Origin of the sequence: Streptomyces sp. NPDC058534 (assembly GCF_042717365.1) — a bacterium.
In the GTDB taxonomy this organism is placed as follows: Bacteria; Actinomycetota; Actinomycetes; order Streptomycetales; family Streptomycetaceae; genus Streptomyces.
Window position 1 is genome coordinate 24,224 of the sequence record NZ_JBHXNW010000010.1, and the last position, 12,226, is coordinate 36,449.

Below are 12,226 nucleotides of genomic sequence, written 5' to 3' on the forward strand. Positions count from 1 at the left end.
ACACAGAAACGAACCATGGACACGGTAAACACTATGGAAACGTGGGAAGCGCACGATGCGTCGGAGGCGGAGTCCGCGTCCTTCGCCGACCGCTCCGCCCGGGGGACCGTCGCGGCTCTGGTGCGCAGGGAGGCGGCACGGTTGCTCGGTCGACAGGTCGACCTGCATGACGACATCTTCGACCTCGGCGCCAAGTCGCTCGACGCCGTTCGGCTGTCCGCGCGCGTATCGAAGGCGCTCGGCTACGAGGTACCGGCAACCGAACTGCTGGCCGCCCGTCGGCTCGACGTCTTCACGGACGCCTGCATCCGGGCCTCCGACATGAGTCTGCAGCTGCCCCCCATGACCCGGCTTCCGGTACGCACGGCACCCGCGACGGAGGCCCAGCAGCGCCAGTACCGCCTCGAGTCGCAGGACCCGGACCCGGCGCCCTTCCTCATCTGGGAGTGCTTTGATGTGATCGGTGAGCTGGACCCCGGTCTACTGGAGCGGGCCGCCCAGACGCTCGTGTCCCACCACGAGGTCCTGCGCACCGCGTTCGCGCCGGGCGATGACGGCACGCTGTGGCAGACCCCGCGCCCGGCCCCCGCTGCGGGACACACCGTCGTCCGGGACATCGCTACGGACGAGGAGGAGGCACTCGTCGCCGCCACCCAGGAGGCGCTGGCCGAACGCTTCGACTGGTCCGGCGACGACTTCCTGCGCTTGGTGCTCCTCCGTGGACCAAGTCGTCGGCGACTCGTCGTGGTGTCGGACCACTTCGTACTGGAGGGCACGGCATTCACCACCGTGCTGGACGAACTAGCCGCTCACTACCGCGCCCTGACCGGCGAAGGAGTGGCCCCCGCATCCGCCCCCGTCATCCAGGCGCTCGATCACGAGGCGTGGAAGCGTTCGTGGGCCGACTCCGCGGCCGCCGAACGTATCGACTCGTACTGGCGCCAACTCGGCGAGGGCCGACCACGTCTGTCCCGCGTCCTCGCGCCACCCGCCCCGGGTACTGAACCTGCCTCGGTGATTCTTTCGCGCCGTCTGGGTCCCGAAGCGGACGCGAACGTCCTCGGGGCGGCGAGCGCCTACGGCACCTTCCCGCTCACCGTCGCTCTGGCCACCGCAGCCACGGCGCAGTACCGCGCCACGGGCAATCCGCTGCTCGCACCGCTGCTCCCCGTCATCAACCGGACGGCCGACACCATGCGGCTCGTCGGCCGGATCAGCCACTGCCTGCCGGTGCCGGCTGAGGTGCAGGCTGGGGACACGATCGACGATGTCGTCCGGCGCACTCGGCAATCGTTGATCGCGGGACTACGCCATGGCGCCCTGCCGATGGCCGTACGAGCGATGGACGAGGATCCTGAGCCGACGGGCCCGCAGTCCGGAGTACGGGTCTTCTTCGATGCGGTCAAACCGCCTCAGGCGATCGACCTGGGGAAGGGGATGACCGTCCGGCCCGTGAACCTGCCCTCGGACTCCGACTTCTACTGGGATCTGTTGCTGAGTCTGGTGGAGACAGACCCTGGGATCTACTCCGTCGAGGCCCGGTTCGACGCCTCCCGGCTGCACCGCGACACGATCGAGGTTGCCCTGGACCACTGGGCCGCTCTCCTTCGGCAACCGTACGACGAGTGGACCGACACGCCCGCGGGAGAGGCTGCTTGATGACTACACCGTCCGAACACCCCGCAGCTACGCTCATCGAGCTCTTCGAGGACTCGGTGCAGCGCTATGCTGATCGCCCCGCCGTCACCGACGCCGAGCAGTCCCTGACCTATGCCGAGCTCGGTGCTCGGGCGGACGCCGTAGCGGCCCTTCTTGTCGAGCGTGGCGTCGGCCAGGAGGACCGGGTCGGCATGTACATGCGTCGATCGGCGCACGTTCTCGCGGCGATCCTCGGCATCCTCAAGACGGGTGCCGCATATGTGGCTGTCGACAGTCGCTACCCGGACGCGCGGCGCGATCTGATGCTTACCGAGAGCGGCGCGAAGACGGTGCTGACCGAACCCGGCTGGGAGGGCAGATTCGACGCCCACGGCGCGGACGTCATCGCATACGACAGCGGCGCGCTGCCGGCCTCGGCGGCTCCCGAAGGACGAGCCCGGTCGGACGGTGCGGCGAGCGTGCTCTTCACCTCCGGTTCGCTCGGTAGCCCGAAGGGGATCGTGCTGGAGCACCGCAACATCCTGTCGTTCGCATGCAATTCCTTCCTGCCGGATCTGACGCCGGACGACAGGGTGGGCCAGATATCCAGTCTGTCCTTCGATGCCTTCCACTTCGAGATGTGGCAGTCCCTGCGCCACGGAGCGGAGGTCGTCGTCCTGCCGGACGTGCCGGAGCTGCTGGCCGCTGGTTTCCAGCAGGAGCTGCGGCGGCTGCGGATCACCGCCATGCTGGTCCCCACCATGGTCGCGAACCATGTGGTGCGTGACGACCCCGACGCCTTTTCTGCGCTTCGCCTGCTGTACGTGGGCGGCGACGTCGTCCTGCCAGCCACCTGCCGGGCGATACTCTCGGGCCGCTTCGAAGGACGACTGTTCAACCTCTACGGTCCCGCGGAGATCACCACCGCCTGCACGGCACACGAGGTCACCCTCGCTGACACCGAACGCAGCAGCATCCCGATCGGCCGACCGCTGGACGACGTCAGTGTCCTGCTGCTGGACGCCGAAGGGCGTGAGGTGGGCCCGGGAGAGACGGGCGAGATCCATGTGATGGGCCCGGGCGTGGCCCGGGGCTATCTTGGCCAGCCGGAGCTGAGCGCCGAAAGGTTCCTCACCGACCCGGCCGGAACGGGATCCGGCCGTCGGTACCGCACCGGTGACCTGGCCCGGTATTCCGCCGACGGGGTCCTGGAGTTCCTGGGCAGAACGGACGACCAGGTGAAGATCCGCGGCTATCTTGTGGAGTGCGGAGAGGTGGAACGGATGCTGCTCAGGCACCCTGGCGTCCACCATGCCGTCGTCCTGCCCCAAGGCGAGGGTGAGGACCGCAGCCTCGCGGCGCTCGTCGTGCTCGACGACGATGCTTCGGCGGACCGACTTCGCGACCACTGCGTCCGGAACCTGCCCGAGTTCATGGTGCCGAGCCGCTTCGTGCTCCTTCAGGACATGCCTGCGAACGAGCACGGCAAACGCGATCTCGACGCACTGCGCCGGCTCCTGGACGGAGAACAGGACCGCCAACAGCCCCGGTCCCGTGGGACGAGTCCGACCGAGACCTATCTGATCGGCCTGTGGCAGCAACTGCTCGGCATCGAAGGAGTGACTGTCCAGGACCACTTCTTCGAAGTCGGAGGCCACTCACTGCTGGCGTTCCAGATGCAGAGCCGGATCAAGCGCGACCTCCAGGTGGCGCTCCCGCCCATGGTGATTCTTCGCAACCCGGTCCTGAAGTCGATCGCGGCTGCGATCGACGAGGTCAGGCAGCCCGGAGCCACGGATGGCTGACCGGCGGGACACGGCAGCCGTGGAGATGACGCCGGAGCAGCGGCGGCTGTGGTACCTCGACCAGTACGAGGAGATGGGCGCCACCCATGTGATCTGCCAAGCTTGGTGGCTGACCGGCCCGGTGGACGAGACGGCTCTCGACAGCGCCCTCCAGGTGCTCGTGGAGCGGCACGAGCTGCTGCGGTCGGTGTGCGATCAGTCGGAGGCGGGCGCGCGGCTACTGATCCTGCCCGCCCCGCACGGCGTACTCACCGCCGAGGAACCGGGTTCCGCAGATGAGGTCGCGGCACGCTGCGCGGAACTGGTCGATCGGCCGATGTCCCTGGCTCATGGCCCGCTGTTCACCGTCCACCTGCTGCGTGAGAGTGCCGACCGCTCGCTGCTGCTGATGCGCCTGCACCACCTTGTCGCCGACGGCTGGTCGCTGGACGTGCTGACTCAGGAGCTCAGCGCGCTCTACACTCCGGGCGCTGCCGCCGATCTCACCGTGCTCGATCCGTTGCCGCTGTCCGCCGCAGAGGTGGCCTCGGCATTGGAGAGCGAGGTCGAGGCGTACGGCGGGAGCGAGGAAGAGGCTTCCGCCTACTGGCGCGAGGCCCTCCGTGGCGCGCCGGAGGCACTGGACCTGCCGTACGACCACCCGCGCCCTGCGAAACCCCTCCGGTCGGGCGACCGGACCCGGTTGCTGCTGCCTGAGGGCACGGCCGAGAACCTCAAAGAGGTCTCAGCGGCGGAGGGCACGACGTTCTTCGTGGCTCTGTACTCCGTACTGGCCGGATATCTGGCCCGCATCGCTGACCAGGACGACGTGGTGACCGGTGTACCGGTGGCCGACCGGCCCGGCCAGAGGTTCGAGCCGTTAGTGGGCTTCTTCGTCAACACCCTGCCCGTCCGCGTCGCGTTGACGACGGACCTGACGCTCCGCGACCTCGTCGCTCGGGCATCGGACTCCTTCTTCGAAGGGTGTGTATACCGCCGGCTGCCGTTCGACCGCATCGTGCGCGCGGTCGCACCAGCGCGGGTGCCGGGCCGTACGCCGCTCTTCCAGGTCATGTGCGTGCTGCAGAACACTCTGGGAGCCGAACTGGACCTTGCCGGGGTGACGGCCGAGGAGCACAGGGTGGACCCGGCCACGGCCGCGTTCGATCTCACCGTCGAGTTTTGGCAGGAGGCCGACGGCCGGCTCGCCGCAATGGTCGAGTTCAGCACCGAGCTCTTCACCCCGGATCACGGACGCCGTATCGCCGAGCGGTTGTCCGCCTTCGTCGCCGCGTGGGCGGCGGATCCCAAGCTCCGACTGGGTGAAGTTCCGCTGCTGCTACCCGGGGAGGACCAGCTCCAAAGCCGGTCGGCTCTGGGCGGGGAGGAGATTCAGGGCGACATCGTCGATGACATCACGGCGCGCCTTCATACCGACCCGGATAGGGTTATGGTGCGGTCAGGGGGCCGTGCGCTGACCGGGCGGCGGCTGCGGGAACGGATCACCGAGTTCAAGACCGCGCTGACCGCCGTCGGCGTGCGACCCGGCCGGCGGGTCGGAGTGCGGCTTCCGCGTGGAACGGACACAGTGGCCGCGCTGCTGGCCGTGCTTGAGCTGGACGCCGTCTATGTGCCGCTTGACCAGCGGCTGCCCGCCGAGAGGTTGCGGCTGATCGAGCAATTGGCGCAGTTGAGCGTTGTCCTGACCGCCGCAGGAGTGGAGCCCATAGCGACCGACGCCGACCAGACACCGCCGCAGTCCGTCACGGTGCGGGGCGACGCCGACGCCTATGTGTTCTTCACCTCCGGATCCAGCGGTGTGCCCAAGGGTGTGCTGGTCGGGCGCAAGGCACTCACCAACGTCGTACGCGAGGCTGTCCGGCTGACCGGTCTGGGCCCCGGCGATGTGGTGGCCGCTTCGACGGCCACCACCTTCGACATCTCCCTGCCGGAACTCCTCGTCCCACTGGTGGCCGGCGGCACGGTCGAGGTAGCCGACGACCGCACCGCCGCCGACCCGACGCTGCTCGCCGAACTGGCCGCTGTCGCACAGGTGACCGTCCTCCAGGCGACTCCGAGTGTGTGGAGGCTGTTGCTGGACCACCTCACCGTTAGGCCCAGGGTCGCGCTCTGCACGGGAGAGGCGCTGCCACGGGAGTTGAAGGATCGACTACTGACCGCGGCCGACGAGGTGTACAACCTCTACGGACCGACCGAGACAGCCGTCTGGTCGGCGATCTGGCGCTGTACGCCCGGCCCGGTCACCGTCGGCACACCGATCGCGCACACCGAACTCCACGTGCTTGACAGGCACTTGCGCCGCATGCCGCCGGGCTGCCGTGGCGAGTTGTTCATCGGCGGGGCGGGGCTGGCCCGCGGCTATCTCGGTGCGGAATCCCTCACCGCCCGTCAATTCATAGAGCACGACCTCGGTCAAGGCACCAGGAGGCTCTACCGCACGGGCGACATCGCCTCCTGGGGCCATGACGGCCTCCTGCGCATCCACGGACGCCGCGACTCCCAGTTCAAGCTTCGCGGTCACCGCATCGAACCCGAGGAGATCGAGACCCGGGCCCGGGAGTGCACGGGAGTCGCGCAGTGCGCGGTGGTGCCGTTCGACCACCACAGACAGAGCGGCCTGGCAGCCTTCCTGGTCGGGCAACCGGACGCCGGGCCTGATCCGCAGGCGTTACGCAGGCACCTGTCGGCCGTGTTGCCGGGGTACATGGTGCCGACCGTCGTCCTTCGCGTGCCCGAACTCCCCCTGCTTTCCAGCGGCAAGGCGGATACCCGGGCGCTGTCGGCCATGGTCGAGGAGTATCTGGTCGGCCTGCCGGACCCGGACGAGCCGGTGGCCGGGCAGCAGGATGCCTCCCCGGTCACCGAGGTCGTCGTGCTGGCCATGCAGGCCGTACTGCGAAAATCGGTGGCCCGGCAGACGTCGTTCTTCGACCAGGGTGGTGACTCCCTCGGTGCTGCCCGGGTGCTCGCGGTCCTGCGCAAGGCTCTCAACGCTCCCTTGGAGATGTCGGAGTTCGTCGCCGCCCCCAGTGCGCGGGGGCTTGCCCAGTTGCTCGAATCACGGCCCGGAGTGACTGCCGAAGCGGAAGCGGCGCTTGCGGCGATCTCGGGACAGCAGGGAGTCAGGGCAGGCGGTCTGGCACGTGGTCTGCTGACCGGGACGGCGGCAGGATGAACGACTGGTATGGATTCAGGGTGCGCCGGCGCGCCCGGCAGAGAGGCGATCTGGGTGAGTAATGTCAGTGCACGACGGGACGCGATCGTGCAGGCGTGGCGGACCGTACTGGAATCCGATCCCGCCTCCGATGACGAGAATTTCTTCGATGCGGGCGGAAACTCCATCCTGCTCGTCGTACTTCAGCGCGAGTTGTCCAAGCGGCTCGGGTTCAGGGTTCCCCTGCGCATGATCAGTGGAGCTCCGACCGTGTCCGGTCTCATGGGTCTGGAGGGCGCCACGGGCGGGAACAGTGAGACGGCCACGCCGTTTCCGCCCCCCCAGGACGAGCCCGCCCCGCTGGCCCATTCCCAGGAAAGACTGTGGCTGGCCGAGCAGTTCAACCCCGGGCATGCCGACGGCACGATCGAGCACACCTATCTTCTCTCCGGTGACCTCGATCCGACGCGGCTGGAGTCGGCGCTTCTTCGAGTGATCGAGCACCATGCGGTGCTGCGCACGGTCTACCCGATCGACGAGGTGAGTCTCGAGCCCACCCAGGTGACTCGGCCGACCGCTGCACTCACCCTCGAACAGCGGCCGGCAGCGAACGTCTCCGGCGCTGAAGACCTGGAGACACTGGCCGCCAGGCTCATTTCGGACTGGTGGGAGACGCCGTTCGACCTCGAGGCAGATCCTCCTGTGCGCGCACGGCTCTGCGCGCTGGACGAAGGCCGCCACATGCTCTGCCTTCAGATGCACCATCTGGCGTTCGACGGCTGGTCGGAGAAGCTGCTTATAGAGGACCTCGCCACGGCCTATGCAGGCGGAGACTTGCAGGCACCGCCTGTCAGTTATGAGTCGTACAGCCGGTGGGAGCGGGCGGAGACCGAACGTTGGCGGGAGAACGACATCCCGTTCTGGCGGGAGCACTTGAGTCAAGCACCCCCGCCGTTCCTGCCCGCCCCGCCCGACAGCGCACAAGCAGCGCGGAGGGAAGAGTCGTTCGACCTCGATCGGGAGAGCGTGGGTCGGCTGATCGGGGCCGCCGCCCGGCACAGCGGTCCCCCCGGCGCCGCCCTGCTGGCCGCCGCGGGCCGAGCGATGTCGGGAGTCTTCGGCGTGCCGGACCTGTGCCTCGGCACCGTGACGGCCGGCCGGGTGGCGACCGCGCTCGAACCGGTCATCGGGTGCTTCATCAACCCCCTGGCGCTGGTGCTCCAGGGAGTGTCCGAGCAGACTGCAGGAGAACTGCTGAGCAGCTCGGCCGAGGTGCTCACCTCGGCCATGGAGCACGGGCGCACGCCGTTCAACGAAGTCGTCCGGCTGCTGGGCCCGGACCGCAGCCGCCACCCGTGGTTCCAGGCATGGGTCGTGCTGCAGAACGACCCACCTCGAGCCGTGCTCGACGACACGGTCGTGCTCGAGGCCGTCCGTGTTCCGCAGCCCCGCAGCAGCCTCGACCTCCTCGTCGAAGCCATCCCGCGGCCGGACGGGGGCTGGCGAGTGTACCTCGCCTGGCGCGCGGACTGTATCGATGAGGTGACCGGGATGACGCTGTTGAAGGGGCTTCGCACGGCATTCACCGACATGGCCGCCCTGGCCTGATCCACTGGTCAGTGGGTCAGGAGGACAGCCGGGCGCGGTCCACTTTGCCGGCAGTCGTACGGGGCAGGGAGTCCAGGACGGTGAACTTCGCCGGGCAGTGACTCGCTGGCAGACGGTCACGGATCCACTGCCTGAGGTCGGCCGGCGTGACCTCCACGCCAGTTACGATCAGCGCCTCCAGGTAGGCGCGCTCCGGCCGGTCGCGGTCCCGCAGTACCACTACGGTCTCCGTGACCGCCGGGTGTTCCTCCAGTGTCGCCTCGACCTCGCCGAGCTCGATACGGTGACCGCGCAGCTTGACCTGATCGTCGTCGCGTCCGAGGAAGAACAGGCGGCCGTCAGGCAGCCGACGCCCGCGGTCGCCTGTCCGGTAGACCATCTGTCGCCCCTGCGGGGTGTCATGGAGGTGAAAGCGTCGGCGGGTCAGCTCCTCTTGGCCGAGGTACCCCGCAGCCAGACCCTCACCGAAGAGCAGGATCTCTCCCTCCTCTGGTTCGCCTCCGTCCGTCGTCGGCCCGTCCAGCGCGACCCCCGAGCCGGGCAGCGGGGATCCCAAGGGGATCGAGTCGGCCGATTCGATCCGTGCTGCCGTCGCGAAGATGGTCGCCTCGGTGGGGCCGTACAGATTCCACAGTTCCTGCGCACAGCCAAGCAGTTGCGCTGCCAGGCTCTGAGTCAGAGGTTCACCTCCACACCAGATTCGGCTGTCGGCCGCACCTTCCCAGCCGCCCGCCGAAGCAAGGCGCCAGAAACTCGGAGTCGCCTGGATGATGTCGGGGGTATGCAGTCCGACGAATTCAGCGAAGGTGTCGGGATCCGTCCGGGCATCCGTGGGAGCAGCGATGAATGTGCCCCCGACCGAAAGTGGCAGCAGCAGCTCTGCCATGGAAATGTCGAACGACAGAGCGGTCATGGCGACGATGGATTCGCCGGGGGCGAATCCGGGCACCTCGGCCAGCCCCGACAGTCGGGCGAGGAGGGCCTTGTGCGGCACCATGACGCCCTTGGGTTGCCCGGTGGAACCGGATGTGTACATCACATAGGCGATTTCCGAGAAGGGTCCAGGGGCCGCTTCCCCGTCCTGCCCGTGAGCGGTGGCCTCGGCAGTGAAGAGCCCTTCTTCGACGGACTTCAGAACCAGCGCCGGGCGGGCGTCGGAGAACACCTTTTCCCGGTGCGCCGACGGGCTCTCACTGTTCAGCGGAAGCGCGGCACAGCCGCATCGGGCCGCGGCCAGCATCGCGATCGAGGCGCTCACCGGATTGCTGGTGTCGAGAGCGATCAGGGAACCGCGCGGCACCCCGTCCAAGGCGGTCTTGGAAAGCGTCAGTGCTCGTTCGGTGAAGTCCTCGTACGTGTACCGGCGTGTGCCGACAGCCGCGACCGCCGTCGGCGTGCGTTCGCACTGTTCCGTGACGACATCCCATATGGTCCGCATTCCGGTAACCCCCTCCTCAGTACCTACGCGAATGCTATGTCGAGCCGCTCGAGCACCGTCACCCCGTTGTGTGATCGACTGACGGGAGGCGCGACAAAAGACAGAGTGCTCGATCTCGAGGCCAGAGCTTGAAGTGCCACCTCGGCTTCGAGCCTGGCCAGTCGGGCCCCGAGGCAGTAGTGGGCGCCGAGACCGAAGGTCAGGAGCCGTTTGATTTCCCGCCCGGGTTCCAGGCGGTCGGGCGCGGAGAACACCGCCGGGTCTCGGTTGGCGACCCCCAGCATGAGCAGGACCAGATCACCCGCCTCGATACGTCGGCCGGCTATGCTCACCGGCTCTCGTGCCACCCGGGCGACCTGCTGTACCGAGGTGTCGAATCTGAGTAGTTCCTCCAACGCCATTCCGGCCTCGGGAACGGTCAGTTGCTGCCAGGTGCCGGTATGGATCGCGGCTCGGACCGCCTTGCCGATGAAGGTGGAGGTGGTCTCAAATCCAGCATGGACGAGGAGGCTCGCAGTGGCCAGTACGTCTTCCCGCTCGATCTCTCCCGCGCGAAAGGCTCGGTGCAGCAGACTGATCCCGGTGCCGTCGTCGGCACTACCGGCGCGCAGGACGGATTCGACCGCGTCGGATATCTCGCGCACGGCACGGTCCCCTTGTTCCCGCGCCTGAGGGAGATAGTCGGCTCTCAACAGGGCGTCGATGTCCTGGGTCCATGACCGCAGTCGTGGCGCGACGTCAGGGGGCAGGCCGAGTACGTGACAGATCACGCGGCTGGAGAGCGGAATCGCCAGATCGGACATCACATCGAGGCTGTTTCCGACCCCGGCGAGCAGATCTGTCACCGTCGATTCGACAAAAGAACGAGTGCCGTCGACGCGCTCCGCCGTGAAGAGTGGCGCCACGACTTTCCGCAACCTGGCATGGCGCGGATCGTCATTGAACATGAACCAGCGACGTACAACGGAGTTGGTCCGCGAGCCGTTGCCACGGTCCGGGGCGTCCTCGTGCAGCGCTGTGCCACCCTGCGTCGGCCAGGCGGAAGACAGAGCCGGATGCCGTAGCAATTGCGCCACCGCCGTGTATCCGGTCACCACCCATACACCGAGGAACTCGTCCCACTCAACCGGGTCGCCGCCTTTGAAGGAGAGGTAGTCGGCGCACGGATCAGGGCGAACAGCCGTGTTTGTTGTTCGGTAGGGGCATCCGATTGCGTCGACAAGCACGCCGATCACTCCCGTCGGACTAAAGACGATGCCGGACCAGGTGGTGCCGCCCCAGCATAGCGGGGCACCAACTCGCGTTCATCGGAGAGTGCTTGATGTGACCGGGCCTACCGTAGAAGCCATACTTGCCGTCATGTCGATGAACGGCACTGCTGCCTACCGCATGCACAGCGGGCCGCTGCCCCCGCTTGTCGAGCGCGCCCTCGACGCTGCTCAACGCTATGGCTTCGGCTACTCCTGCCGCCCCGAGCAAGGCCGACTGCTGCAAGTGCTGGCAGGCGGCGCCCGGCAGCGCATCGCCGAGACGGGCACCGGATGTGGGGTGGGTCTTGCCTGGCTGGCCAGCGGAGCGGCCCCGAACGTTGAACTGCTCAGTGTGGAGCGAGATCCGGCGCGGGCAAAGGTTGCTGCCGACGCCTTCTCCCATGTGCCGCAGGTGCGTGTGTTGTGCGCCGACTGGACTCATATATACGCACATGGGCCGTACGACTTGCTTGTGCTTGACGGCGGTGGCCAGGCCAAGGGGGGCAGTGCTGCGGATCCCGAGCGCCTACTCGTTCCGGGTGGAGTGCTCGTCGTCGACGACTTCACGCCTTCCCAGACCTGGCCGCCCTCTTACGCTGGTCGTCCCGATACTGCCCGGCTGCACTGGCTGGGTCATCCTGCCCTGCGGACTGTGGAGCTACCGCTGGCTGATGATCTTAGCGCGGTAGTCGCTGTACGGCGTACGGGCCCGACCTAGGACGAGAGCGATGTCGTCACCGCCTTGTGCTTCGCCTTTCCGCGCTATGTGACCGGTCACCGTTTGCGGCAGCGGTCATTGCTCTGACGTACACCACGCCGGGCAGTGCTTCGTATCTACCTGTCCGGCATGCACGAGGAGATCACGTCAAGTCGATGGCCGTCGGGGTGATCTGGTTGCCGCAGTCTGTTTCGCCCTGAGCACGACGGACTCTCGGCCGTGACGCTCGTTTGACGCTCCGGGCTCCCGCACTGCCGGGCGTTGAGCCGAGAAACCGGCTCCTACCTGGGCTTTTCCGCGACTCGCTCAAACTGACATCTTTCCGATGACCCATCATGTCGAGTGCGTCGCGATCCTTGAGCCTGCCGAAAAGGGCCGCTGACCTGCGGCCTTGCCGAGTGTGCATTATGTGCGTTACGTGCGTTACGTGCGATATCTTGACGCATATCTGACGCACGTGACGCACGTTTGACGCACGCCTGACGCATGAGCTGACGTGTTGTCAGTAGCAGAAAGCCGCCCTTCCAACCCCCCGCGGGTGGAGCGGGGGTTGGGTCGGGGGATGTGCGCGCGGCGCCCTGTAACGCCCGCCGCGCCCCCCAGAGATAGATAAAA

The 12,226-nt window shown here is 67.4% G+C and carries 7 protein-coding genes; 5 read left to right on the plus strand and 2 right to left on the minus strand.

The genetic code is table 11. The annotated features are described in order from the left end of the window. The first annotated feature begins 33 nt into the window (after nucleotides 1–33). From ACFWR9_RS08070 to ACFWR9_RS08085, 4 genes are read left to right on the plus strand one after another with little or no spacing between them, the layout of a single operon-like run. Complete coding sequence (locus tag ACFWR9_RS08070) at nucleotides 34–1,659, plus strand: condensation domain-containing protein (RefSeq protein WP_383837278.1); 1,626 nt, start codon at nucleotides 34–36, stop codon at nucleotides 1,657–1,659. Beyond that, entirely contained in the window at nucleotides 1,659–3,443 is a 1,785-nt protein-coding gene (locus ACFWR9_RS08075; protein WP_383837281.1) for a non-ribosomal peptide synthetase, read from the plus strand. The genes ACFWR9_RS08070 and ACFWR9_RS08075 overlap by 1 nt, the downstream gene beginning before the upstream one ends. Beyond that, nucleotides 3,436–6,618, plus strand: a complete 3,183-nt coding sequence (locus tag ACFWR9_RS08080) for an amino acid adenylation domain-containing protein (RefSeq protein ID WP_383837284.1) — start codon at nucleotides 3,436–3,438, stop codon at nucleotides 6,616–6,618. The genes ACFWR9_RS08075 and ACFWR9_RS08080 overlap by 8 nt, the downstream gene beginning before the upstream one ends. A gap of 54 nt (nucleotides 6,619–6,672) precedes the next feature. Next, nucleotides 6,673–8,205, plus strand: coding sequence for a condensation domain-containing protein (locus tag ACFWR9_RS08085; RefSeq protein ID WP_383837287.1), 1,533 nt, complete (start codon nucleotides 6,673–6,675; stop codon nucleotides 8,203–8,205). Nucleotides 8,206–8,221: 16 nt separating this feature from the next. On the opposite strand, the gene ACFWR9_RS08090 is transcribed toward ACFWR9_RS08085, so the two are convergent. Continuing rightward, nucleotides 8,222–9,643, minus strand: coding sequence for an amino acid adenylation domain-containing protein (locus tag ACFWR9_RS08090; RefSeq protein ID WP_383837290.1), 1,422 nt, complete (start codon nucleotides 9,641–9,643; stop codon nucleotides 8,222–8,224). A 23-nt stretch (nucleotides 9,644–9,666) separates the two neighbouring features. Continuing rightward, a complete protein-coding gene (locus tag ACFWR9_RS08095) occupies nucleotides 9,667–10,869 on the minus strand; it encodes a cytochrome P450 (protein WP_383837293.1) in 1,203 nt (400 codons plus the stop codon). Between the two features lie 133 nt (nucleotides 10,870–11,002). Between ACFWR9_RS08095 and ACFWR9_RS08100 the strand changes: the two genes are divergently transcribed. Then, a complete protein-coding gene (locus tag ACFWR9_RS08100; protein WP_383837296.1) occupies nucleotides 11,003–11,611 on the plus strand; it encodes an O-methyltransferase in 609 nt (202 codons plus the stop codon). Nucleotides 11,612–12,226: the final 615 nt, after the last annotated feature.